Below are 24725 nucleotides of genomic sequence, written 5' to 3'. Positions count from 1 at the left end.
TGACTGTAAATGTTTTCTGAGGGAGGCATGCATATGATCGAATCTAGTCGTGTCAGGAGAAATACACTTGGTGACATATTGCGCAGGAGCCACGGACGCTTTCCTGACAAGGTCGCCTTGCAGTTTGAGGAAGAAGCTCTTACATACAAGCAATTCGATCATATGGTGAATCAGACAGCGAATGTATTGCTGGCAAAAGGTTTGCAAAAAGGAGAGCGAATGGCGGTGCTCTCACGCAACTCCATGGATTTTGCCATTCTGAACTTTGCTTCAGCCAAAGCTGGAATCATTCTCGTCCCCATAAACTTTATGCTGAATACAGAGGATGTCGCCTATATTTTAGCCCACTCAGAGGTAAATGCATGCTTCGTATCGCCAGAGTTCAAAGCAGTCGCCCAAGCGGCAATCGAGCAGGCGGGAGTCTCGCCACGGCTGCTGTCGCTTATCTCCAAACCGGCTGCCCCTGACGGAGAGTGGCATGTCTTTAGAGAAATGATTGCTGAGGCAGATACGCAGGAGCCGGAGGTTGACCTGACTGACGATGACGTTGCTCAGATTTTATACACGAGTGGAACAGAATCCAAGCCAAAAGGCGTCATGCTCACGCATAAAAGCATTATCTCAGAGTACGTAAGCACGATCATCGAAGGAAGCATGACGTCAGAGGATGTAGCCATACATGCACTTCCACTGTTTCATAGTGCACAACTGCATTGCTTTCTCGGGCCATACATATACCTGGGGGGCAGCGGGATTATTTTGGAGCAGGCAACTCCTGATTTGATGCTGCAGACAGTGGAGACATACAAGGCTACGCAGCTGTTTTGTCCGCCTACTGTCTGGATTGCGCTGCTTCGTTCACCTGCATTTTCCTCACGTAATTTGACCTCGCTCAAAAAATGCTACTACGGTGCTGCAATCATGCCAGTAGAAATTTTGAAGGAGCTCAACCAGCGCTTGCCGGATGCACAATTCTACAACTTCTATGGTCAGACAGAGGTGGCTCCTCTTGCTACAGTCTTGAAGCCAAACGAGCAGATCCGTAAAGCTGGCTCCGCTGGAAAGCCAGCGCTCAATGTCGAAACAAAAATCGTCGATGACGAAGGACAGGAAGTTCCACGCGGGTCTATCGGAGAGATCGTCCATCGCACGAGTCACGCCATGCTGGGTTATTTTCGTGATGAAGAAAAAACGAGGGCGGCATTTAACGGTGGGTGGTTTCATAGCGGCGATTTGGGTGTTATGGATGAAGAGGGCTTTATTACGGTAGTCGACCGAAAAAAAGACATGATCAAATCCGGGGGAGAAAATGTAGCGAGCAGAGAAGTCGAAGAATTGATCTATCAGCATCCAAAAGTATCTGAAGTAGCGGTTATCGGTATCCCACATCCTTATTGGATTGAAGCGGTGACGGCTGTTGTGGTGCCAAAAGCAAATGAAGCTGTGAGCGTTGAAGAGCTGCTTGACTTTTGCAAAGAGCGTCTGTCTTCGTTCAAGGCACCTAAATATGTGGTAATTGCAGAAAACCTGCCGCGAAACCCCAGTGGAAAAATATTGAAAAGAGAGCTTCGTTTGCGATATGAGGTGCTTGCCACACAATCGTGATGTGTGAAAGAAGTCGTAAAAGCTCCTAAAAAAGCAGCCCGCTCGTACGGTCGAAGCGACCACGAGCGGGCTTTTAGTGTTTAGATTTACTTAACAGTAGAAATCGTCGGGTGCTCAGAGGTAATGATTTCAAATCGATACCCTTTTCCCTTCAAGAAGGTGATGACCTCAGGCAGAGCTTGGGCTGTAGCTGCCTTGGTGCTTGCATCATGCATGAGAATGACGATTTCCTTTTGAGACTTCACTTGCTGTTTGATATTGGCAAGTGCTCCTGCCGCTGTATAGTGGCTGCTCCGCGCATCGCCATTGGTTACATTCCAGTCAATGAAGATGTATCCGCGTTTGTTAGATTCAGTTTTGATCGCACTCATCACGGTTTGTTGCTTGTTATACAGCTTTGGATCCTGATATTTCAGACTGACTGTATTGGTGCTGCCACCAGGATAACGGAAGACAGTAGGCTTTATACCTGTGGCTTTTTCGATCAATTGATTCCCTTTTTCCAAATCAGCGAAAAAAGCGTCCCTGCTCTTGTACAGAACTCGGTAATCATGGGAGTACGTATGACCGCCGACTGCATGACCCTCACTGATTGCCCGTTTGAGGATTGCTTCATTTCCAGGCACATGACTTCCAACGATAAAGAACGTAGCCTTTACTTCATTTTTCTTTAGTATGTCCAAAACCAGTGGCGTGATTGGAGACGGACCATCATCAAAGGTCAGATAAGCCACTTTGTCGTTCGGATTTGTCACAGACGCTGGCTTTTGTACGGGCGCAGGCGGTTTGGCTGGTGGTTGAACCGCTGTGCCATTTGTTCCTGTTGTGCTAGGTAGCGGTGGTTTCGTTACCGGCGGTTTTGCTGTACCCGTAGCTCCAGTTGGCGGCGCTGTAGGTTTCTCTGTTACAGGAGCTGTTGGAACAACTGGTTTGCTATGGATGACGGACGTAGGATGGAACGGCTCCTCCCCATAAATCAGATAAGCTTTGCGTAATTCTTTAAATTGCTTGACTTGTTCTGCATAAGAAGCTTCCACCTCTTGGGGAGTGCGACCTTGCTCCAAATACTGACCAATTTTGTTTGTGCCCATGACTTTGTCAAACAAGGCGATTTCTTTATCTGTACTTTTCGGAACCGGAAAATGATTCAGAGCTCTGGCATACGTCAAAGCATAGATGCCCGTTTTTGCTGGATTAAACAATCGTGGCTCAGTGATTTGCAGTCGAACACCGCCCAAGGAATCCTTGTTCTCTGGCAAGAATACGACACCGGGCAGCAAGCTGCCGTTTAGCAAATCAGCGTACTTGACAGAATCGATACCTTCTCCGCCAATCCATGTAAAATTATCAGCCTGCTTGATTCCCGTGCCTTCTCCCAAGCCGGTGGCCATGTAGCCAAAGACGGAGGTAAGATCAGGGATGTGGGGAGAGCTTTGGACCCACGTAAGGCCTGTATCGTGGAAAATCATACTTCGCGTATATCCGTACATCGGTATGACAGTAAGGTCGACTCCTATGTTCCGATTAAAAAACAATGACAACTCGCCAATCGTCATTCCGTGTGCCAGCGGAATCGTGTCTACTCCGATAAAGGAGCGATAGGGTGCTTCGAGTACGGGCCCATCCACGATCGTACCCCCGACAGGATTCGGGCGATCGAGAACGATGATTTTTTTATTCTCCTGCTTTGCTGCTGTCATTGTATACTGCAAGGTAGAGATGTAGGTGTATGTACGTGAACCGACATCCTGCAAGTCTATAAGAAGAACATCCACGTCTGCGAGCATTTCTTTCGTAGGCATCCGTGTCGAACCGAACAAACCGTAGACCGGGATACCATATACAGGATGAACATAGCTCGTTACCTGTTTTTCTGCAGGGGTTTTTCCATCCAATCCATACTCGGGAGCGAACAGTGCAGCAAGCTTGACCGTCCGATCTCTACGCAACATGTCGATTGTGCTCATACCTTGACTGTTGACGCCAGTCTGGTTGGTAACGAGCCCCACTCTTTTGCCTTCAATCTGTTGATGGAATTGATCAAAGAGAATATCACTTCCTAATTGAATGGCAGCGGTGTTGGCGGAACTCCCACCTTGTGGAATCATACTTAAAATAAGTGCCAGAATAAGAAAAGGAATTAATTTCTTCATGTTTCTCCGCCTCTTTCAAATGTCGTTGCATGTCTATTGTAACGGTTTTTTGAAGGAATATGGTTTCATTTTTGTAACTATTTGAAATTAGTTCGAAAGGTAGGGGTGTTAAGTATTACTTGTGCTTGTTATGGCGGCATTTTATTAAAATTTAGGGCGTAGATTCCTTGAGTAAGAATACCTCTTGCACATCAAAATAAGTGCAAGGAGGGGTTTTTATGAAACCAATCGGATTAGGGATATCCGTATCCGTACTAGTAGCCGCTATGCTTACGGGCTGTTCACCCAACAAGGAGCAGGGTACGGAAGATATGAACGGCAATCAAGCCAAGTTCGAAGCTTACGGAATTAATTACCAAAATGACAATGCAGGACGAGATAAAGGGCCGGCAGCCATGATTAGCCAAAAAATGGTTCACAAACGAGAGCCTCATCTCGTTGGACTTTTGGAACGCCATGCTGAGAAAATCCCAGGCGTTGTAGACATCAAAGTACTTGCTTATAAAGATTCACTGCTGGTGGGAGTACTGCCGATTGATACACCCAAAGTAGATCAGGTCAATCCGCGGCCGTCGATCCCGTATACTCCTGGGAAAATTATCCGTGTAGACAATGGGCACACTGATAACCTGCAAAAACGTGTGGTGGACAGAATGCGCCCCCGGCTGCAAACGGAATCACGCTTTAATACGATGTACGTCTCTACAAACCGAGCGATCTACGATAAAGTTGCGGACCTTCACTCGCGGATTGTTCGAGGCGAGCAGGTGAGTGATGAAGAGTTCCAAGTGCTGATCAACGATGTCGGTTATACGGTTAAAGGCGTAAACCTTGTTGATTAAAACGAATCCACCTGGATACCCGGGTGGGTTTTTTGCGTGCAGGAAAATAAACAGAAATGGGGAAATAGTCAAAAGAGAGTAGAGGAGAACGGCAAGGAGTGCAAGTCATGAAATCATCTCATGTTTCCATTTCTCAAATTACACCGCCGAGGCAAAAGCCATATGTATTACGTAGACCGGCCCTTGCGAAGAAGCTGCGCTTATTACATCATGCTCCGCTGTGCCTCGTTCACGCAGCAACAGGCTACGGAAAAACGACTGCCCTGGCGACCTTCTTGTACGATGCGGGTTTGGAAGCCAGCTGGTATTTTATTCGGGCAAAAGATAAAGGACTTCCACAATTTTTGCAGGGTCTGGTAGAGAGCGTACGGAGGCTTCATCCGCTTTTTGGTCAAGTCATATTGGATCGGGTCGCTGCATCAGGTGAGGCTAATGAAGAAGAGCATCCGTTGGACTGGATGAGCATGGTGGAGTTATTCATTAGAGAGTGTTTGCTTATTGAAAAGGAACAGCTGCTATTGGTGGATGATTATCACCATATCCCCAAAGGCAGCGAAGTAGATTGTTTTGTTCAAAAATTAGCGGGGCAGCTGCCACCACAAATGAAACTGATTTTGCTATCGCGTATTCGCCCAGACTGGCCAGAGCTGGAAGTATGGTCAGTTCGGGGGGAATGTGTAGAGCTGACAGCAGAAGACCTCACATTTACGCGGGAAGAATGTGAAGCTCTCTTTTTGGATCAATATGACGTCACCTTGACACCGGATGAGTGGGAGCGAATCGATCAGGTTTCCGCAGGGTGGATCACTGCATTACGTTCCTTTGGGGAACGAATCATGCGTGGGATGTCTGTATCCGATAGCTTGCGTGATTTATCATCTGTGCTGCATTTACTGGAAGCAGAGGTATGGCTCGGACTGGATGAACCGATGAAGCAGTTTTTAGTCGAAGCTGCCGTTCTCGAAGCTTTTGGCAAAGAGGATTGCCAGCAGGTTCTCGGGGAGCGCGGTACAGAACTGCTTACGGAAGCACAGCGCAGCAACTTGTTTCTGACTGTAAACAGCATGGGTGTGTACTCGTTTCACCCCCTGTTTCAACGGCTTCTGTCCAGTAAGCTTGCTGGGCAGAAAGACACGTATATCCGAGTCAACATGGAAGCTGCCATTTGGCATCGCCGCAGGGGAGAAGAGGACAAGGCTTTTGAACGTTTGCGACTGATCGAGCAATGGGAGGTACTCGCAGAGTGGCTATATCAGGCAGCAGAACGGCTGTTGACGGCGGGTAGACTGGACTTTTTGTATCATTGGGTAACCATTTTGCCGGACACAGTCAAAGAGAAAGAGTATTGGCTTTGGTTCTACCAGGGGGAAGTGGAACGTTATCGCTGTATTTATTTCAAAGCGTTTGGATCATACGAGCATTTTCTTGCGCTTTGTGAACAAAAGCAGGATCAAATTGGACAATGCCGTGGACTTGAGGGAATGGCAAGAGTTCATTTAGACAGCGTGCAGGGCGTTCGTGCCGAGGAATTGTTGAAGCGGGCGATTCAGCTGCTGCCGCCGATTGAACAGTCAAGCGAAATGGCACCTCGTCTCTACCGTTTGCTAGCCGAAATTTACACAAATCGTGGAGATGCCAAGCAAGCAGCTGAATGGTACCGACGCAGCCAAGAGCTAGAGCAGGAAACAGAAGTTGAACTGGAATCGCGTCTGCTTTTTCGAACAGGCCGTTTGCAGTCATCGATTCAGTTATTAGAGACGAAATGGCGCACAGAGGAGACGAAGCAGCCGCCTTTGACGAGATCGTACCGGGAAACCTCTCTGCTGCTTTCTTTTGTCTATGCCTTGAACGGTGAGTGGGAGCGAGGCATGCAGGCTGCAGAAACGGCAATTCAGTTAGGGAGGGCGGCGGATTCACCGTTTGTTGAGGCAAATGGGTATGTCCGAAAAGCACATGCAGCACTCATCAGTCAAGCATTGCCCACCGAAGAAATTCGCAGACTGTATGAAAAAGGCTTGCGGATTATGGAGGAGCTGCAGTCTACGCGTGGAAAGTCCGAGACACTACTGGGGCTGACACTGTTATATGCACGCGAAAAATCATTGGAGCAAGCCCTTCAGTACGGACGAAGAGGGATAAAAGAGACGGAGGCTATGCGCGATGATTGGCTGGGTAGTCTCGTCAGACTCGCAATCGGCATTGCCTATGCTACCTATGGGAAAGAGGCGGAAGCGCAAAGCACGATTGAGGATTGTGCAGAGCGGCTCAGTCATTGCGGAGACAGCTATAGCGTAGCGATTTGCCAGCTGTGGCTCAGTTATTTGGCGTATCGAAACAAGCAATGGGACGCGTTCGTACCTGCTGTGACGCAGGCAATGTCACTGATGCAGTCTGGCGAGTATCATTTTTTGCTGCAACGCCCGACGATGCTTACTCCCCAGGATGTTCAACAGCTGATGCCTGTACTCCTTGAAGCAGAGCGCCGGCAAGTATTTCCGGATTACGTATCCCAGCTCTTAAATGATTTGGGGCTGCAAAATGTGACGTTTCATCCGGGGTACACACTGCGCATACAAACGATGGGCAAATTTCGCGTATGGCTGGGAGAACGGGAGCTAAGTGAAAAAGCTTGGCAGAGAGGGACGGCCAAATTGTTGTTTCAACTGCTCTTGACCAAGCGACAGCATTTGCTAACACGAGAGGAAATCATGAACAGCCTGTGGCCGGAAGCAGACGAAGAATCTGCGCTACGCGATTTTAAAGTGGCACTAAATGCCCTTAATAAGGCGCTTGAGCCTGACCGTGCTGCACGCGCGGATACTTTTTTCATCCAGCGGCATGGCAGCTCGTATGGATTCAATCTGGCCTCCGGGTACCATATCGATGTGGAAGAGTTTGAAAAGCTGGTCACTCTTGGATTATCTGAAGCAACCAACGAGCAGGCGGAGGCGTTGCTGGAAAAAGGGCTCAGCTACTATCAGGGCGATTACATGCCAGAGTGCCGCTACGAGGATTGGTGTGTCGAGGAGAGAGAACGACTGCAAGCGTTGTTTCTGCGTGGGGCAGAACGCTTGGCAAAAAGCAGGCTAGAGGGCAATCAGGTGGAGAGCGCCATTCGCTGGTGCGAGTCCATCTTACGTGTCGACGATTGCTGGGAAGAGGCATATCGACTGTTGATGATTGCTTATTTTCAATTGAACAATCGGACACAAGCGATACGCTGGTATGAAAAATGCGTCGCAAAATTAAAGGAACAGCTTGGTGTACAGCCGATGTCTGCAACACAAGACACGTATCGCCAAATCGTGGGAAGCTAAGTCAGACCGCTCTTGCAGCGGTCTTTTATTTTTCCCCTGAATACTTGATCGTGGCGTTTGGTGGAGAAGAGGAAAGAGGAGAAAACGCTCCAGCTTCTTGGGATACCAGCTGGGAGTGTCCGAGCCCAGCTCCGAGGAAAAAACGAAACCGCGTCCAAAGTAGATGTTTCAAGGGGGCTCTCAGAGGTGGACGCTTAAAGGCGTGTTTCGTTTTTTCCTCTGCGCCTCGGTTGGTATCCCAAAGAGCTCTCGCTTATTTCTCCTCTTTCCTCATCAGCAGCTTATTTTTTGGGACGAATCAAAAATTCCCTTTAAAAAAATTTGATTGCTATCCCAAAGGGCGCCTCAATTTTTTGAAGTGAACTGCTCGATTTCTATAGCCTTAATAATGCTTCTCTGTCCTCTCTAATCCAAACTTCCATCCATGATTGAAAAGCTATGTTCTTTAACGCTTCGAATATCTGTACAGCTGGCAGAGGAAACAGGAGAAAACAGCGAAGGTCTTTGGTACTCTGCCAAGCTGGAGGGGAAAAAGGGAAACACGCCCTTAAGCGTCCACCTCTGAACAATCATCCTTGTGAAGGCCACTTTGGACGCGGTTTCCCTTTTTCTCCGTAAGCGGACAGTGTCCCTCCCCGCTAGAGGCCCAAGAACCTTGAGCGTTTTCTCCTGTTTCCTCCCCACCACTGTAGCCACGAAAAACAGAAGCAGTGGAACTTAGCAGAGATCAGCTCATTATTTTTGACCACTTGACAAAACTAGGAAGGACACATAAACTATTTTTTGTACTGACCAGTCAGTTCAAAAACAAAAAAGGGGATGGAAGTGATGGCCTCATCGAAAAAAGATCAAATCGCACAGGGAGCACTGCGGGCTTTTGCCCAGTTTGGATTTAGCGAAACCTCGATGGATTCGATTGCCGAAATGGCTCAGGTAGCGAAGGGAACACTCTATTACCACTTTTCCACAAAAGAAGAGCTGTTTCTCTACGTCATCGAAAAAGGCGTGAATATGCTGATTTACCATGTAGATACCGCGATGCAAAAGAATGAGCTGTCCCTTGAGGATCGCATGATAAATGTGCTGGATGAGCATCTTCGCTTCTTTTCCGAAAACCAGGAACTATGCTTTCTTCTGCTGAGCTTTTTCACGGGAGATGAGCAGCGTGACCAGATGGTAGGTAAGCTTTTGACCGGTTACTTTACCACGATGGAAGCTTATATGACTGAATTGCAAAAACAAGGCTATATCAAAGCGGATGTGGAGATTCGTACGGCGGCATCTGCCTTGTTCGGAATGATTGGTTTTACTGTACTTCGCAAACAGTTCCGCAAAGAGCCTGTAAGCACCGAAGCAGGCAGAAATACTTTGAAGTATTTACTAGCAGGAATACTGCAAACGAGATAATAGAGAAATAGAGGAGAATGAACGATGAACAAACGCGCTTGGATCGGGGTGGCTGGCTTTGCAGTCGGCATTACAGTACTTGGAACGTTTTTGTTTGGACCGGGAATAGGGAGTGTAACGGGAAAGGATAGTACACAAATCGCAGGAGTCATCGAGGGAACAGAGGTGGACCTGTCATTTAAAATGGGTGGTTCGATCGAGCAGCTTGCCATAGCGGACGGAGATGAAGTGAAGGCTGGTCAGCTCGTGGCGACACTTAATAGTGAAGAGCTGCTTGCGAAAAAAGAGCAGGCCGAAGCTGCGTACCACCTCGCACAAGTAAGGCTGGAGCAGGCGAAAAAAGGCGTTTCGTTAACAGACAGCTCAAGCAGTGCTCAAGTGGATCAGGCACAAGCGGTAGTCAATTCTGCCAAGGCACAGCTCGATGCGAATAAAAACGGTGCGCGCGCAGAGGAAATAGCTCAGCTCAAAGCAAAGCTTTCGGCTGCACAAACCTCCAATCAAATTGCAGCCACAAATCTGGATCGGATGCAGAAGCTGTTGGTTGAAGGGGCAGTACCCCAAGTTAAGGTAGAAGAAGCGAAAATGCAGGCTGACAAAGCGGCAGCAGAGCTGAAAGCTGCTGACGAACAGTTGAAAATGGCTCAATCGGGCTCTCGCCGTGAGCAAATCGATGCTTCACAGGCTCAGCTGGACCAGGCAAAAGCAGCTTATGATCAAGCGGTAGCAGGTCGTGGTCAGGTTGGACTGAAGCAATTGGACGTGAAATCTGCAGAAGCAGGTGTACAGCAAGCAAAAGGAGCTTTGTCAGAGATCGAAGCATACTTGAACAACACGAAGCTGACTGCGCCTGTAGACGGAATCGTCAAATCCGTATCAGTACAAAAAGGTGAGCTGGTGGCACAAGGCTTCACCGTCGTGACCATTCAAACCAAAGCAGACAACTATGTGAAGCTGTACGTGAACGAGTATACACTCGCAAACATTAAGTCTGGTGATATGGTGAAGCTGTATGTACCAGCGTTGAAACGGGAAGTAGATGCAAAAATTGCGACGATCGCACCAGCTGCAGATTTTGCCGTGAAAAAAGCAACACAAGAGCTCGGCGATCGTGATATTCGTTCCTTCCAGGTAAAACTGCTCGTCACTGACGCAGAATTGCGCCCTGGATTGACTGTGGAGTGGAAGATCGAAGGGGCTGGTCGTGGTGAGTAAATTTCCCGAACTTTTTTGGCAGGAATGGAGAAATCTTTTTACCAATAAAACAATTCGTAACGTCGTCTTCATTGTTCCACTGATTTATTTGACGATGTTCGGCTTTCTGTACAGTGAGAAAAAAGTAATGGAAATTCCGACCGTTCTCGTGGATGCAGATCAGAGTGAATTAAGCCGAGAGCTGTATCGAGCCTTTGAGGTCGACAAGACATTTCGGATCAATTCGGTTGTAGGTACCGAGGAAGAAGCGATGCAGCTTGTGGACAAAGGGGAGGCAAATGTCGCTCTCATCATCCCGCCGAGTCTGGAACAAAATGTAAAGGCTGGGCGTGAAGCTGAGGTACTTACCGTAATTGACGGCAGTAACATGATGATTTCCAATACCGCTGTCAGAGCAGCAAGCACGGTAGTCAAAACGGTTTCCGCTGGTGCTACATTGAAGAAGCTGGAGGCAAAAGGCAGCTGGGGCGATGAAGGGAAGAACCTTTTTACCGGGATTGACTATCGCTATCGGGTCTTGTACAATCCGACGTTCAGCTACCTGTCCTTTATGGTATTTGGACTGGCTGGGACGGTGCTGCAGCAGGTTTTGTTCCTGGGAGTTGCCCTTTCAGTAACACAGCAAAAAGAAGCGGGTACCTGGAAGAAAACGATGGCCACGAACAGCTTTTTCGCCATCACGCTGAGCAAATTGCTCCCTTACTTCCTGGCAGGGACACTCAATATGTTCCTCGGCTTCACCCTGCTGTTAAAAGGCTTCGGCATCCCTTATTACGGAAGCACGGTTGACTTGATGATCGTTGCGAGTGCATTTAATCTCGCTGTTTTATCCATTGGATACATGATCTCGTTTTTCTCCAGCGATCAGCTTCAGGCTACGCAAATTGCGATGATGATTGCAGTACCGTCGTTTATGCTCTCGGGCTTTACATGGCCGTTCATGTCGATGCCAACAGTGATTGCTGCGATCGGGAAATCTTTGCCACTGACTTATTTTTTGGATGGCGTCAGGGAAATTTTGACCAAGGGACACGGCTTGTCCTATGTGAGTAATGACCTCGCTGCTTTAGGCTTTATGACGCTGGTTGGCTTGTTCACAGCCTATGTCATTTACCTTGCCCAAACACGGAAAAAATCGGTAAAAACAAGTGACTCCCCAAGTGCATAGGTAATTTTTGCGTAAAAGAAACGCTTGTGTTATAAAGAATCTTTCCTTTATACTTATTTAAAAAAAGGCAGATTCTTCAACGCTAGGGGGACATTATGTCAGCGACTCATCTGAAACAATTGTGTGAAGAGACGTATACCAAGTTGAAAAGGGTTAGCATGGAAGTGGAACGTTATTTGAACCAGGTAACATTATCAAGTCTGGTTTCTGCATCCGGTGATCCGGAAGAGTTTGAATCCTACTACCGCAACTACCTTTCTGACCTGCGCCATTTGCTGGTCTACTGTGAGAATGCGTACGACAGGCTGGGGGTATCCCTTCGCCGAGCACGATTTAACGAGGAGTTTGCCGAGGAAGTACTGTATCAGGTGTATCATACCTGTATCAATAACTTCTATTATCCCAAAGGCGAGGTCTATGATGAGGACGGGCGTTATTCTTATACCGGTCAAGATGCAATCATTTTCCGTAAGCAGGTAACCCCTGAATTACAACAATTGACCCTTTCCTTATCTAGAGTGTTTGAACAAATGCGTGATGATCTGCAATACTACGAAACAGACTACATTACAAAAAAACGGATGCAAAATGAACGAGCACAGGCGTAAATGCCTGTGCTTTTTTTCTGCGCGGACGATCCAGTTTTTATACGCCAACAGGCTGACGGACGGTAGACACTAGACGATCGACCTGGGCAAGCATATTCTCACGCGCTGCATCGTCGACATACGGTACCGCTGCAAAGTTTTGATAGGTGACGTCATAGCCAATCATCTGCAGCGTGCCATCCACAATCTGCTTGCTGACAACAGAGTCGAGACCGGTTGCTGACATCGTCTCTGCAGATTCCCTTGTGGTTGTAATCACGATGGCATGCTTATTGGTCAAAAGACCGACTGGACCATCTGCCTCATAGCGAAAGGCAAAGCCATTGGTAAAAACACGATCAATATAGCCCTTGAGGATAGCGGGAGCGGACCACCACCACACGGGGTAAATCATGACCAGCAGATCCGCATCGGTAATAATCGTCTGCTCGGATGCGATATCAGCAGAAACCGTCCCCTGCTCGACACGCTGCATGTCCTCTGCATTGAACACGGGTTGGAAGTTCATTTGGTACAGATTGCGTACCTCATAAGTGATTTGCTGCTTGTCCAGCGCTTGAGTTACACGAGAGAGGATACCATGACAAAAGCTTTCCGTTCCTTCTTGGGCAAAAACAATACATGCTTTCATATTCGATCCTCCTAATTGAAAATATGTTGGGAAAGGCTTAACCTCACAGGTTTATTGAAATCCAGCTCGAAGACGCAACAAAAATTTATGGAACAGGCCACCCACGGTTTGGTGCTGCGGAGGCTGTTCAGTTTGCGCAGGCTCAACCGGACGCAGCTGCCGCAATGTCTGATTGACGTCGATCATTCCGTAGCCGTATAGCTGATCGTGACCAGGGGGGCCGAGGTCAACAGCTGATTTGCGGATGACGTCCATCACATCACGATTTTTCATGTCGGGTTGAACGGAGCGAACCAGTGCAGCTAATGCAGCTACATGCGGGCAAGCCATCGAGGTGCCTGACAAGGAGGCGTAATCACTGTAGATATAGGTGCTGGGAATATCTACTCCAGGGGCGGAGACATCGACGTGCTCGCCAAAATTGGAAAAGTCGGCACGCTCTTTTCGATGGTCGACAGCCGCAACGGAGAGGACTTCGTCATATGCAGCGGGATAACTCGGTTGATCGCTGGCGTCATTTCCTGAGGCGGCAACCAGAACCACATTTTTTTGGAAGGCATACTGGCACGCTTCCTTGAGCGCAGCAGAAGAGGTGTAATTGCCGACACTGAGGTTGATCACATCCGCTCCATGGTCCGTTGCCCAATAGATGCCTTGGGCAATGTCTACAGCAGAGCCTGAGCCGTCAGCACCAATCGCTTTGACTGGCATCAGCTTACTTTTCCAGGTCATCCCGGCTATTCCGTCCTTGTTATTGGTCTTGGCAGCGATAACACCCGAGACGTGAGTACCGTGTCCATTGTCGTCCTGAGGCTTATTATTGTCTTCGAGAACGTTATAGCCTTCAACGAGCTTTCCGGCAAATTCCGGATGGTTCATGTCTACGCCTGTATCTACAACAGCGACGATGACATCACTGCTGCCTTCGCTGATGTCCCAGCTCTTTTCCATCCCGATGAGCGGCAAGTTCCACTGATACTCGGTGTAATACGTATCGTTAGGCTTTCTGTTTGGCAGCAACAGGTAATTGGGTTCAGCGTAAGCAGAGTCAGGATGCTCTGCCAGCTTTTTCATTAATTGCTTGGTGGTCAGGCTGCGTGACTTAATGATCAAAAATTTATCAAAATCGCGTTTGATCTTAGCGTCGAGGGAAGCTACCAGAGCATCAATCTTTTTTTGATCCGGTCTGGGGGAGAAGCGCACAACTACTTCATGCTCCACATAATGACTGCGATCACGTGGGTTATGGTGGAGAGTCTGAATATGGCTTTTTCCTTCTAAGCTACGACGTATGTCTTTGACTTGCTCGATATAGTTGATACGTGGAATACTCGCCCCTATCGAAGTGACTTTGGGATGAGGCTCGCGCATTTCCTGCTCGGCATTCTGATGCATTCGATAAGGAACAACAACAAGTCCGACCAAGGCGATGGCAACAGCTAACGTGGGCAAGACACGCAAAAAAATTCACTCCCTCCAGTGCTTATGGATATAGCCTGCACATGGAGAGAGTGATTATGAAGGAAAAAGCTTACATTCGATTGTTAAGTGGACGAACATTTGCTGAACGCAGTGAACGTCGAGGGAGCTTCCAGCCATGATACACAGAGATCATCCGGCAAAGCACGATCGCCATAAAAAGTCCGTACAGCTCGTTGACTGTAGTGGTCCATTTGAGACCGACAGCAAGCCCCGCACCCATTGCCCACATGGCGTATATTTCTTCTTTGAAAACGAGTGGCTTGCGACCAGCGAGCACATCTCTGATGATTCCTCCGCCAATTCCTGTCAATACAGCAGCGACAATCGTAGCGCTAAGCGGGTAATTCATTTTTGTCGCATACATCGCACCTTGGATGGCAAAAGCAGAAAGTCCGACTGCGTCAAAGAACATTCCCCATCGATCCCAGTAACGAAGATATTTTTGCGGAAGAATAAAGACGATAAGCATAGTGACGAGAGCGATGGTAAATAGTGTTCCTTGGTTCCAAAAAGACGTAAGAGGTATGCCTAGCAGGATATTGCGCATGATCCCGCCACCGAAAGCCGTAGCCATTCCGAGAACGATTACCCCCAAGATGTCATATTCCTCTTCCATGGCAATGATGGCGCCACTTACGACAAACGCCACCGTACCAACGATGTTAAACCATTCCCAAGACATGTTTTTGTTTCAACGTCCTTCCATCTAAATCAATCCGAGCTGTAATAATCCGTGATGGATTCCACCATCATTGACGTGACGAGTGACCATGTTGGCATGCGGCTTCAGCTCTTCGTGAGCATTGCCCATGGCTACACCCATCCCCACGTAAGAGAGCATTTCTTTATCATTTAAGCCATCGCCAAATGCTACGGCCTGGTCTGGTGAGAGGCCAAAGTGATGCAGGATCGCTTCAATTCCTCGTGCCTTGGATCCATTTGGAGGTAGGATATCCAAGACTTGTGGGTGCCAGCGAATGTAGGAGACCTCATTGAAGCGACCGATATAAGGGTGCTCATCTTGCTGACTGCAGTAGAGAAAAGCTTGGTAGATTGGCGTTTCCTTCCAGTAGCCTGGTCGAAAGTCAGGATGTGGCAATTGCAAAGAGTCGAACGATTCCATCACGTGCGGATGGTTGCTGGCATTGGCAAAGCATGTTTCAGCACTGAGGAACACCATTGGATGGTTGTTGCTATCCGCCATTCCTTCAAGCGTAGCAAGCGTTTCTGATGCAACAGGGGTGTGGTGAATCAGAGCTCCCTCACTCATTGCATAAGACCCGTTAAAACCGACGAAGGTGTCGATCCCGAGCTCATCGGCAATCGGCTTTAAGTGATAGGGCGAACGACCAGTCGCGATTGCTACCTTGACGCCATTTTCCTTTAGCTGCGATACAGCCTTGATCGTTGTTTCAGGAATCACATGCTCTGTATTCAGCAGCGTTCCGTCAATATCAAAAAAGACGATTTTGTAGTTCATGTCTATTCCTCTCCACTCTTTCTTTTCTCTATATGACCTCACAGGCATTTTCACACAAAAAAATAGGAAAAGGAATGCCCGGAAAAGACATTCCTCTTCACTTTGCTATTAGAATACAGCCTGCTGTGTCTCGCTGTCAAATAGATGACATTTGGAAAGATCCATGCCGAGCTTAACGGTCATTTTTGGCTTCAAGCCTTCACGGGAATCGACGCGGGCCACCATTTGGGCATCGCCGATATTCGTAAAGTAAACATACAGCTCAGAACCCATATTTTCCACGACATCGATCTCGGCATTCAGGAAGCTTTCAAACGGGTTCGCTTCCAAAAATGTAGAATCACTGTAAATATCTTCTGGACGAATTCCAAAAATGGCAGACCTATTTACATACCCGTGATCACGCACGAGCTTTGCCTTGTCTTCAGGGAAACGGATATGAATGTTGGGAGCCTCAAATATGCAGACACCATCCTTTTCCAGAACTGTGCCTTTTACAAAATTCATTGCAGGTGAACCGATAAAGCTCGCCACAAACAGGTTGACCGGCTTGTTATAGATTTCGGTAGGGGTCGCGACCTGTTGGATAAACCCGTCCTTCATGACTACGATCCGATCTCCCATGGTCATCGCTTCTGTCTGGTCATGCGTAACATAAATGATCGTCGTATTCAATCGCTGGTGTAGCTTCAAGATTTCCGTGCGCATCTGAACCCTCAGCTTGGCGTCCAGATTGGACAACGGTTCGTCCATCAGGAAAACCTGAGGCTCTCGCACGATGGCTCTGCCCAGTGCCACACGCTGACGCTGACCGCCTGACAATGCTTTGGGCTTACGATCTAACAGATGAGAAATATCCAAAATACGGGCAGCTTCCTGAATTCGTTTTTCAATCTCGGACTTTGAAAATTTGCGCAATTTCAGACCGAATGCCATATTTTCATAGACGTTCATATGCGGGTAGAGCGCATAGCTTTGAAAGACCATGGCGATGTCCCTGTCTTTAGGGGCAACGTCATTGACTCGCCGATCCCCTATGTACATGTCGCCGTCAGAGATTTCTTCCAGACCGGCAATCATGCGCAGTGTGGTAGATTTGCCACAGCCCGAAGGACCGACAAGAACGAGGAACTCTCGGTCATGGATGTCCAAGTGAAAATCATCAACAGCCGTTACATTATTTCCATATCGTTTGTAAATGTGGGAAAGCGTCACCTTTGCCATTGAGCAGGCACCTCCGACATAATATAGAAAGAAAGCGAGTTCTTGAGTTGGTTACAAGAATCGTATCAGTCGGACGGAGAATGATCTATGGCAATAATGTACAAAATGTTTCGTTAATTCTGACGAAAGAGCAAAAATAGCTGTAGCAGCACAGCATCGGGAAACAGACGCGGGTCTAATCCTGTTTGTTCGGTCAGCTTGTCCAATCTGTACAAGAGCGTGTTTCGATGGATAAAGAGCTGGCGCGCAGTATCACTTACATTTAATTGGCGGGAAAATAATGTCTCCAACGTCTCTAGCTGCTCTGTGTTAAGCTGCGGAATGGTGACGAGTTGGCGGATATGTTCTGAAAGCATTTTGGCATCCTGGGATGTTAGAGATGCTGCCCATCGCTCCAGTGTATACGACCAGCTTCCGGCAACCATCGCTTTTGGACGATAGCTGGCAATCGCCTGAGATAAGGACAGTAAGCGTACGAGCTCCTTGTCCAACGTAGAAGACGAGGAGAGGGGCGATCCTACAATCATCCGGATGTTTTCCATCCATTCGGTTGTGATTAAGTCATGCAATCCTGATGCCCACTCGAGCAACTCCTCTTTTTCACTTTGATTTCCCAGCATAGACAATGGGACGATCAGGAAAAGATAGGAGTGATTCAAAGGGATAAAGAGCAGTGAAGGACTTGCCTGTTCATCATTTTTAAAGAAGTCATGCAAAAGCGGCTGCATAGCGGTCCACTCGAAGGTGCTGTCCAGTCGACATCTTTCCAGAAGAAAGCAGACGCGCTCCCCGCGCCAGGGCCATTGCTGCTCCATATGTGCTGGGGAAGGGCCATGGGTCCCTGCTGCAATTCCTCGTAACCACGAGCTCAGCTGCTCGGGGAACGATGTCTTTTGTTCCGGTTGGGAAAAAAACAGATTCAGCATCGCACGCGCAGCGCCATCCCATTTACTCGATTCGATGAAAACGAGCCATTTCTCGGAATGATTTTGGGTGTAGGCAATCAGCTCCCAGCCACGCTGCGAATACTCTCGTTCTAACGAATCCGAGCTACTTGCATCGGTGAGCAAGCATGCAATTGGCAGACCGGTTGCTTGACGAATTTTCTCCACGTCTCTCGTCCAATTTTCCATAGAAGCTCTCATCTCCAAAAAAATAGAGTAAGGCTATTATACCTTACTCTATGACGAGTGTGGCGGCTGACTCCGACAAAGAGGATGTGAATGCAGCCGGTTCATAGTGAGTAGCAGGCGAGGTTGCGCCAACCAACGTATGCAGGGTCAATTCCGGTCGAGAGCGGAGGCGAATGTTAACACCTGTTTGCCCAAGTCCTTCACTAATATAAAACGGTCTGCCGTCCATTTCGTGCAAGCCTTTGACCATATTCAATTTTGGCAGCTTACCCATTTTTGCCAAATGGAATGGGCGTGGCCAATGAATTTGCCCACCGTGAAAATGCCCGGACAGCAAATAATCATAGGCGTAATCCTTCATCTGTAGCACAATATTGGGGTCATGAGTCAAAACGAGTCTAGCTCCTGTTTCGGGAACATGCTGAAACGACTTTTCCAGTTCACTGCGGCGAGTAGCAAAATCGTCGACGCCAATAATATGAAGAGGCTGACCATGATGATAGACGGTTACATGTTCATTGATCAGAACACGGCAGCCTAATTGTTCAAGCGACTTTTTTAATTCTCGCAGCTTGAATGCTTTTAATACATAGTCGTGATTTCCGAAAACGACGTATGTGCCTAGTGCAGGCTGCAAGCTCATAATGGTTCGAACGTAATCAACTGCTTTAGGAATATTTTTTTGTCGGTCGAGCAAGTCACCCGTAATCGCAATCAAATCGAGTGGTTGGGCAGAAAATTTGGAGACTACTTGATCCGCGTCGACAGACAGATTTTCCATGTGTAAATCAGACAGGTGTAATACTGACAACGGTTCCCAGCTACTCGTGTCTTTCATTCGAGTCGATTTTTGCAGGGGAATCGTGACAGCTTGCGTATGAACATCGAACGTATTGCGGTAGGCACGAATCAACAACAAAGCGACAGCAACGGCAAGTAAAATCCAAGTCATGGTAGTTTGCCATCTCCTTTGTCTTGCGAATACCGCTCATTATACTAGATTTTTTCATGAATCGAATAAGTAGGTTTTTGGTAGAAGGAATTTCACAGGAAGTGCAGAAATATTATGAATGTTGCGGTGCATAGAAAAATAAATTTAGAGGGATTTAGGAGAGTGAGTGTATGAACGTAGAAAAAATTCCGGCAACGGAAGGCCGGTTTAATCTGCAGAATTATGATGAAACTTACGCCAATTTTGACTGGGCCGAAGTAGAGAAACAATTTACCTGGTACGAAACAGGCAAGGTAAACATGGCCTATGAGGCGATTGATCGCCACTTGCTGACAGACAAAAAAGACAAACCGGCTCTTTTTTATAGTGATTTAACCAGAGATGAGACGTACACCTATGCCCAATTGAGCGAACTATCCAATAAGTTTGGCAATGTTTTGCGCAAGCTTGGAATTGCAAAAGGGGATCGCGTATTTGTATTCATGCCGCGCACTCCCGAGCTTTATGTAAGCGTTTTAGGTACACTTAAAGTTGGGGCAATTGTTGGTCCGCTTTTCGAGGCCTTCATGGAAGCGGCTGTACGTGACCGCTTGTCTGACAGTGAGGCCGTAGCGATTGTGACGATACCGTCTCTGTTGCCTCGTATCCCTGTCAGCGAATTGCCAGCACTCAAGCATGTCATCCTCGTCGGTGGGGCGGATGAGCAAAAAGAGGGAGTCGTCAGCTATGAAGCGGCGATGGCAGAAGCTTCGTCCGAGCTGGAAATCGAGTGGGTTGACCGCGAAGACGGCATGATTCTGCACTACACGTCTGGATCGACTGGTAAACCAAAAGGTGTGCTGCATGTACACAATGTGATGATCCAACACCTGCAAACAGGTAAATGGGTATTGGATTTGCAAGACGATGATATTTACTGGTGCACGGCTGACCCTGGTTGGGTAACAGGTACAGCCTACGGTATTTTCTCTCCATGGCTAAACGGTGTAACCAACGTCGTTCGTGGTGGCCGATTTACACCAGAGGATTGGTACAAAACAATTGAAAAATACAAGGTCTCTGTTTGGTACAGTGCACCTACAGCTTTCCGTATGCTGATGGGAGCGGGCGATGAGGTAGTCAAACAATTTGATTTGTCCAGCCTGCGTCACGTACTGAGTGTGGGTGAACCACTCAATCCGGAGGTTGTATACTGGGGATTGCGCGTGTTCAATCATCGCATTCACGACAACTGGTGGATGACCGAAACGGGTGGTCAGCTGATCTCCAACTTCCGAAGCATGGCAATTAAGCCGGGCTCCATGGGTAAACCAATCCCTGGTGTGCACGCGGCAATCATTGACAATCAAGGAAATGAACTGCCACCAAATCGCATGGGCAATTTGGCAATCCGCGTAGGCTGGCCTGCGATGATGAGAAAAATCTGGAACAACCCAGCAAAGTACGAAGAGTATTTCCACATTCCAGGCTGGTATGTTTCGGGTGACTCAGCGTACAAGGATGAAGAAGGCTACTTCTGGTTCCAAGGACGAATTGATGATGTGATCAATACATCCGGCGAGCGTGTTGGTCCATTTGAGGTAGAGAGCAAGCTCGTGGAGCATCCAGCCGTAGCAGAAGCAGGCGTCATCGGAAAACCTGATCCTGTACGCGGTGAAATTATTAAAGCATTCATCTCCTTGCGCGCTGGCTATGAGCCAAGTGATGCACTGATGGATGATATTCGCAAATTTGTTAAAGAAGGACTCGCTGCGCACGCTGCACCGCGCGAGATTGAATTCCGCGACAAGCTGCCAAAAACGCGCTCCGGAAAAATCATGCGCCGTGTCCTGAAGGCATGGGAGCTGGGATTGCCAACGGGCGACCTGTCAACGATGGAAGACTAATACTCAAACAAAAACCATCTTTCCACTTGGGAAGATGGTTTTTTTATACTGACCGGGATGCCTCTTTCAATGACTGTGATGCTGATGCTCTCCCTCATGCGTATGAGAATGAGAATGAGGAGCGGCCCCTCCCATGCAGTGCAGATCCCCGTGTGTAACAGAGGAATTCTCAATTTGTATCGTAGCATGGCTGATTCCGAATTCATGCTGAAGCAGTTCAAGTGCTTCATTCAAAATCGGATAGCTCGGCAAGCCATCTTCTACAATTAAATGGCAGGTAAGCGAGTCGAATCCAGAGGTGACTGTCCAAATATGAAGGTCATGCACCTTGGTTACACCCGCAAGCTGGTTCAATTTGCTTTCGACCTCTGTCGAGTCAATACGAGAGGGTGTGCTTTCCAGCAAAATATTGACGGAGTCTTTCGTTACACGCCAAGCGCTTAAAAGGATTAATACAGCAACGATCACACTGATCAGTGGATCAGCAATGTACCAGCCGAAGGACCACATCAATATCCCGCCGATGATGGCGCCGACTGACCCCAGAAGATCACCAAGCACGTGCAGAAAAGCACTACGGACATTCACATTGTCTTTGTAGTCACCACGCATCAGGACGAAGGCAGCAGCGATATTCGCCAATAGCCCGATTGTGGCAATAATGATCATTTTACCGCTTGCGACTTGGGGAGGATCAAAGAGCCTTTGATACGCTTCCCAAAAAATGATCAAAGAGATGACGACGAGAGTAACGCCGTTTATTAGGGCTGCCAATATCTCAAAGCGTTGGAGGCCAAACGTCCGCTTGGCAGTTGGCGGACGAGCTGCGATGTGAATCGCAATCAGACTCAGTAGTAGTGCTGAGGCATCACTCAGCATGTGGCCCGCGTCAGAGAGCAAAGCCAAGCTATTGGTGAGGAAGCCCCCGATTACTTCCACGATCAAAAACAGCGTAATGATTACAAAGGAAACGAGTAACGCCCGCTTGCTGGCACCTTTGCCATGATGATGATGGCCGTGACCGTCTCCGTGGTCGTGATGATGACCCATAAGAATACCTCCTCTATAAATGTGCTGCTAAATAAGCTGCATCGTTACCTACGCCACACATGAGAGCAGATTGGCGATTATGTTGCCAGGGAAGCCCCAGAAAGAAAAGACCTGGCACGACAGAAACTCCGCGCTGATGAATGGGTACTCCGTTTTCGCCTAACACTTTAGGAATGTCCAGCCATTCATATCCTGGGCGAAATCCGGTTGCCCAAATGATATTGGTAATCCGCTCCTGATGCCCCCCTGCAAAGGTTGCGGTAGCCCCTTTGATCGAGACTGTTTTAGGGACCATCTGAATTTGTCCAGTCTGTTCCAAATGTCGTAGCTCGGCTCGATACCCAAAAATCGGGTCGGGCTTTTTGCTGAGCCGCTTTCCTAGCCAGGAGGTGATGGGGGCGGTCAATATTCCTGTAGCTCGCATGTAATCGAAAATAGTTTTTCCCAAAAAGGAAAGCGGCAGAAAAGACCGGGATTGACCCATAGAAAAAGTAACAGCTCGACTGGCTGCCAGCTCTACAGCGAGCTGAGCCCCAGAGTTTCCTCCTCCCACTATCAAGACAGGACCGTCTTTCAGTTGCCGCTCGTTTTTATAGCTGGACGTGTGCACCTGTAATACCTCATCTGAGAGATCAGCTACAATCGGTGGCAGATACGGAGTATGGAAAGGTCCTGTAGCTACGACCAGCTTCTCCGTGTGATACAGCTCCTTGTTTGTACGTACAGCAAACCCTATGTTTGTCTTCGTCACCTGGATAACGTCCGTGCCAAGCTGGATCGGCAGCTGAAAATGCCGGGCGTACTCTTCGAGATAGTTTGCGGCATCCTCCTTGGTTGGAAGCCCATCACGTTCACCGGGGAAGGGAAGTCCGGGCAAATCGCAATAACGGCGAGGAGTGAATAAGACAAGTGAATCGTAACGCTCGCGCCAGCTCTCTCCGATCCGCTCATTTTTATCCAAAAGTAGAAAGCGGCGTTGCTGCTTCTGTAAATAGTACCCAATCGATAAGCCTGCTTGACCTGCTCCGATCACAATCACATCGTAGTTGTTCATAGAAAACGCCTTCTTTCATACGGTGTACATCTAAATATTACCATAAACAATTTGATATTCAAGTAATCATTTGAATGTTTTTGAAAAAGAAAGACCGTCAAGGAATCAACGGTCTTTCGCTAGCGTATTTGATAACTGTTTCACACCACATGCATCAGCTTGCGGAACGAGAATAAATACGGTGTGGGGTCAAATCTCCAGGATGACGTACGTAGAGGGGACCCCAGGAAGGATTGGCATCATGCATGCTTTTCAGGAGACGGGTCATCCCTGAGAAGGCCGTTGTGACAGACACTTCTCCTGCGATGGCTCCTGTTACGGCAGCAGCAACCACATGGGCAGCATACATGCCTGATACGACACAATCCTGTACCTTGGTTGAGCTCAACAGATGAGCACGCAGTTCTTGGACAATACGTTCATCGTGATTGTGCCAGTTTTGAATATCACCGAGGGCATGTCCCTCAAGACTCAATAGCCGAGTCTGTGTGATAGCGCGTGCTACGACTGTAGCTGATTGCTTGATTAGCTCCGCATCATAGCTTGTTCGACCAAGTGTAATAGAAGTGAGATCCTTGTCCGTTTCTTCCTGCAGGGCGTTTGCCCAATCTGCTGCATTATCAAAATGAAGCAAGCGTACAGTCTCGGCAGCGAGATAGCCACGCAAAATATCAGCAGGGTGTGAGTCGTTCTGTGGTCCTGTATTACGCAAAAGGGGTTTTCCAGTATAAGCTTGATTCAAGCCACGGAAATACCCAATTAATCCGATTCCAGCAGCAGGCCCCGTGTTTAATATACCCAGTACGTCAGATGCGGTCTCATCGATTCGCAACGACCAATAATCGGCTAGGGAGCGATTGTCCAGCTCACTCCATAGTGCGTCGTATACTGCTTTTTGCAGCTCTCCAAGCAGCCCCGTGTCCGCATGCAATATGTCATGTCCTGCCGTCTCATGTCCGAGTGCTGACCATGCTAGTAGTCCATGGCGCGCATTGGCTGGAGGTAAATTGACAATTCCCGTCTTCAGTCCAAAATGTGAAGCCGCTTCTACCGTCCACGTATAAGGGCCATAGTGAGGCCGTCCCCATTTGACCAGGGGAGCGATCATGCTTTGGTCAGGAGGTTTGATCCCTCTCCTGTCCTCCTCGCTCAAAAAGCCGTCATACAAATCACTTACCACTTCCTGAAAGGCATCTGTCGCTTCCTGTTCGTACCCTTCTTTGTTCTGCAAGATGGCTTGGGCTATATCACAAAACAGCCCTGCCTCGCGTTCCTTGTTCGGATCGCGCCGCATCATGTTCAGAAATCCTGCCTCGGTTAGCTTGTCCATTGCTTGCATAAACGGATGGTACACATGCTCACGGTAAAGTGGGGGGAGAGAGGTTGCTGCGTCATGTAGGCGTTCGAATAGGGAGTGATACTCAGTAGGATCGAGAGGACCCATATTCTTGTCCAAGGCAGCAGTCGTTACATCCTCCATACTTTGTTGCAGATGACGAAAATCAGGATGGTTCATGC

19 protein-coding genes are annotated in these 24725 nt (G+C 48.1%); 8 read left to right on the top strand and 11 right to left on the bottom strand.

Translation table 11 applies throughout. The features are described 5' to 3' along the window. The first annotated feature begins 33 nt into the window (after nucleotides 1-33). Nucleotides 34-1605 (top strand): acyl-CoA synthetase, encoded by a 1572-nt coding sequence (locus tag C3B52_RS22940; RefSeq protein WP_103108711.1) that lies wholly within the window; start codon nucleotides 34-36, stop codon nucleotides 1603-1605. 86 nt (nucleotides 1606-1691) lie between these two features. Here C3B52_RS22940 and C3B52_RS22935 read toward each other — a convergent pair whose 3' ends face one another. Continuing rightward, the gene (locus C3B52_RS22935; RefSeq protein ID WP_103108710.1) at nucleotides 1692-3758 is read right to left on the bottom strand and encodes an exo-beta-N-acetylmuramidase NamZ domain-containing protein; all 2067 of its coding nucleotides are present in this window, start codon (nucleotides 3756-3758) and stop codon (nucleotides 1692-1694) included. A gap of 218 nt (nucleotides 3759-3976) precedes the next feature. Between C3B52_RS22935 and C3B52_RS22930 the strand changes: the two genes are divergently transcribed. The 6 genes from C3B52_RS22930 to C3B52_RS22905 all read left to right on the top strand — a co-directional run bounded on the left by C3B52_RS22930 (nucleotide 3977) and on the right by C3B52_RS22905 (nucleotide 12315). After that, the gene (locus C3B52_RS22930; RefSeq protein ID WP_103108709.1) at nucleotides 3977-4600 is read left to right on the top strand and encodes a sporulation protein; all 624 of its coding nucleotides are present in this window, start codon (nucleotides 3977-3979) and stop codon (nucleotides 4598-4600) included. Nucleotides 4601-4707: 107 nt separating this feature from the next. After that, nucleotides 4708-7917, top strand: coding sequence for a BTAD domain-containing putative transcriptional regulator (locus tag C3B52_RS22925; protein WP_103108708.1), 3210 nt, complete (start codon nucleotides 4708-4710; stop codon nucleotides 7915-7917). Between the two features lie 828 nt (nucleotides 7918-8745). After that, nucleotides 8746-9324: a TetR/AcrR family transcriptional regulator gene (locus tag C3B52_RS22920; RefSeq protein ID WP_103108707.1), complete on the top strand. Its 579-nt coding sequence runs from the start codon at nucleotides 8746-8748 to the stop codon at nucleotides 9322-9324. Between the two features lie 24 nt (nucleotides 9325-9348). Next, entirely contained in the window at nucleotides 9349-10539 is a 1191-nt protein-coding gene (locus tag C3B52_RS22915) for an HlyD family secretion protein (protein WP_103108706.1), read from the top strand. After that, nucleotides 10532-11707, top strand: a complete 1176-nt coding sequence (locus C3B52_RS22910) for an ABC transporter permease (RefSeq protein ID WP_103108705.1) — start codon at nucleotides 10532-10534, stop codon at nucleotides 11705-11707. Before C3B52_RS22915 ends, C3B52_RS22910 begins: the two co-directional genes overlap by 8 nt. 95 nt (nucleotides 11708-11802) lie before the next feature. Continuing rightward, nucleotides 11803-12315 (top strand): DUF3907 family protein, encoded by a 513-nt coding sequence (locus tag C3B52_RS22905; RefSeq protein WP_103108704.1) that lies wholly within the window; start codon nucleotides 11803-11805, stop codon nucleotides 12313-12315. 37 nt (nucleotides 12316-12352) lie between these two features. Here the strand turns inward: C3B52_RS22905 and C3B52_RS22900 are convergent, their stop codons facing one another. From C3B52_RS22900 to C3B52_RS22870, 7 genes are all read right to left on the bottom strand, one after another. Next, complete coding sequence (locus tag C3B52_RS22900; protein ID WP_103108703.1) at nucleotides 12353-12946, bottom strand: NAD(P)H-dependent oxidoreductase; 594 nt, start codon at nucleotides 12944-12946, stop codon at nucleotides 12353-12355. A gap of 51 nt (nucleotides 12947-12997) precedes the next feature. After that, nucleotides 12998-14407 (bottom strand): S8 family peptidase, encoded by a 1410-nt coding sequence (locus tag C3B52_RS22895; RefSeq protein WP_103108702.1) that lies wholly within the window; start codon nucleotides 14405-14407, stop codon nucleotides 12998-13000. 70 nt (nucleotides 14408-14477) lie between these two features. After that, nucleotides 14478-15110 (bottom strand): trimeric intracellular cation channel family protein, encoded by a 633-nt coding sequence (locus C3B52_RS22890; RefSeq protein ID WP_103108701.1) that lies wholly within the window; start codon nucleotides 15108-15110, stop codon nucleotides 14478-14480. A gap of 24 nt (nucleotides 15111-15134) precedes the next feature. After that, nucleotides 15135-15908 carry a Cof-type HAD-IIB family hydrolase gene (locus C3B52_RS22885; protein ID WP_103108700.1) on the bottom strand — a complete coding sequence of 258 codons (774 nt, stop codon included), beginning with the start codon at nucleotides 15906-15908 and terminating at the stop codon, nucleotides 15135-15137. Between the two features lie 108 nt (nucleotides 15909-16016). Further along, entirely contained in the window at nucleotides 16017-17132 is a 1116-nt protein-coding gene (locus C3B52_RS22880) for an ABC transporter ATP-binding protein (RefSeq protein WP_103108699.1), read from the bottom strand. A gap of 113 nt (nucleotides 17133-17245) precedes the next feature. Then, on the bottom strand, nucleotides 17246-18265 hold the full coding sequence (locus C3B52_RS22875; RefSeq protein WP_103108698.1) for a PucR family transcriptional regulator: 1020 nt from the start codon (nucleotides 18263-18265) through the stop codon (nucleotides 17246-17248). Nucleotides 18266-18308: 43 nt separating this feature from the next. Beyond that, on the bottom strand, nucleotides 18309-19217 hold the full coding sequence (locus C3B52_RS22870; RefSeq protein ID WP_103108697.1) for a metallophosphoesterase: 909 nt from the start codon (nucleotides 19215-19217) through the stop codon (nucleotides 18309-18311). A 170-nt stretch (nucleotides 19218-19387) separates the two neighbouring features. Between C3B52_RS22870 and acsA the strand changes: the two genes are divergently transcribed. Next, a complete protein-coding gene (acsA, locus tag C3B52_RS22865) occupies nucleotides 19388-21103 on the top strand; it encodes an acetate--CoA ligase (protein WP_103108696.1) in 1716 nt (571 codons plus the stop codon). 66 nt (nucleotides 21104-21169) lie between these two features. Here acsA and C3B52_RS22860 read toward each other — a convergent pair whose 3' ends face one another. From C3B52_RS22860 to C3B52_RS22850, 3 genes are all read right to left on the bottom strand, one after another. Continuing rightward, the gene (locus tag C3B52_RS22860; protein WP_103108695.1) at nucleotides 21170-22153 is read right to left on the bottom strand and encodes a cation diffusion facilitator family transporter; all 984 of its coding nucleotides are present in this window, start codon (nucleotides 22151-22153) and stop codon (nucleotides 21170-21172) included. 13 nt (nucleotides 22154-22166) lie between these two features. Then, nucleotides 22167-23207, bottom strand: a complete 1041-nt coding sequence (locus C3B52_RS22855; RefSeq protein WP_103108694.1) for a flavin-containing monooxygenase — start codon at nucleotides 23205-23207, stop codon at nucleotides 22167-22169. 154 nt (nucleotides 23208-23361) lie between these two features. After that, nucleotides 23362-24723: a hypothetical protein gene (locus C3B52_RS22850; RefSeq protein WP_103108693.1), complete on the bottom strand. Its 1362-nt coding sequence runs from the start codon at nucleotides 24721-24723 to the stop codon at nucleotides 23362-23364. Nucleotides 24724-24725 lie beyond the last annotated feature (2 nt).

The sequence above is a fragment of the Brevibacillus reuszeri genome (assembly GCF_002897295.1).
GTDB lineage: Bacteria > Bacillota > Bacilli > Brevibacillales > Brevibacillaceae > Brevibacillus > Brevibacillus reuszeri_A.
Note: the sequence above shows the minus strand (reverse complement) of the source record. Positions and strands in the feature narration are given on the sequence as shown.

What these genes read in the sequence shown, in the direction of transcription:
- C3B52_RS22940 (WP_103108711.1), top strand. Translation starts at nt 34, where the DNA reads ATGATCGAATCTAGTCGTGTCAGGAGAAATACACTTGGTGACATATTG.
- C3B52_RS22935 (WP_103108710.1), bottom strand. Translation starts at nt 3,758, where the DNA reads ATGAAGAAATTAATTCCTTTTCTTATTCTGGCACTTATTTTAAGTATG.
- C3B52_RS22930 (WP_103108709.1), top strand. Translation starts at nt 3,977, where the DNA reads ATGAAACCAATCGGATTAGGGATATCCGTATCCGTACTAGTAGCCGCT.
- C3B52_RS22925 (WP_103108708.1), top strand. Translation starts at nt 4,708, where the DNA reads ATGAAATCATCTCATGTTTCCATTTCTCAAATTACACCGCCGAGGCAA.
- C3B52_RS22920 (WP_103108707.1), top strand. Translation starts at nt 8,746, where the DNA reads ATGGCCTCATCGAAAAAAGATCAAATCGCACAGGGAGCACTGCGGGCT.
- C3B52_RS22915 (WP_103108706.1), top strand. Translation starts at nt 9,349, where the DNA reads ATGAACAAACGCGCTTGGATCGGGGTGGCTGGCTTTGCAGTCGGCATT.
- C3B52_RS22905 (WP_103108704.1), top strand. Translation starts at nt 11,803, where the DNA reads ATGTCAGCGACTCATCTGAAACAATTGTGTGAAGAGACGTATACCAAG.
- C3B52_RS22900 (WP_103108703.1), bottom strand. Translation starts at nt 12,946, where the DNA reads ATGAAAGCATGTATTGTTTTTGCCCAAGAAGGAACGGAAAGCTTTTGT.
- C3B52_RS22890 (WP_103108701.1), bottom strand. Translation starts at nt 15,110, where the DNA reads ATGTCTTGGGAATGGTTTAACATCGTTGGTACGGTGGCGTTTGTCGTA.
- C3B52_RS22885 (WP_103108700.1), bottom strand. Translation starts at nt 15,908, where the DNA reads ATGAACTACAAAATCGTCTTTTTTGATATTGACGGAACGCTGCTGAAT.
- C3B52_RS22880 (WP_103108699.1), bottom strand. Translation starts at nt 17,132, where the DNA reads ATGGCAAAGGTGACGCTTTCCCACATTTACAAACGATATGGAAATAAT.
- C3B52_RS22875 (WP_103108698.1), bottom strand. Translation starts at nt 18,265, where the DNA reads ATGGAAAATTGGACGAGAGACGTGGAGAAAATTCGTCAAGCAACCGGT.
- C3B52_RS22870 (WP_103108697.1), bottom strand. Translation starts at nt 19,217, where the DNA reads ATGACTTGGATTTTACTTGCCGTTGCTGTCGCTTTGTTGTTGATTCGT.
- acsA (WP_103108696.1), top strand. Translation starts at nt 19,388, where the DNA reads ATGAACGTAGAAAAAATTCCGGCAACGGAAGGCCGGTTTAATCTGCAG.
- C3B52_RS22860 (WP_103108695.1), bottom strand. Translation starts at nt 22,153, where the DNA reads ATGGGTCATCATCACGACCACGGAGACGGTCACGGCCATCATCATCAT.
- C3B52_RS22855 (WP_103108694.1), bottom strand. Translation starts at nt 23,207, where the DNA reads ATGAACAACTACGATGTGATTGTGATCGGAGCAGGTCAAGCAGGCTTA.
- C3B52_RS22850 (WP_103108693.1), bottom strand. Translation starts at nt 24,723, where the DNA reads ATGAACCATCCTGATTTTCGTCATCTGCAACAAAGTATGGAGGATGTA.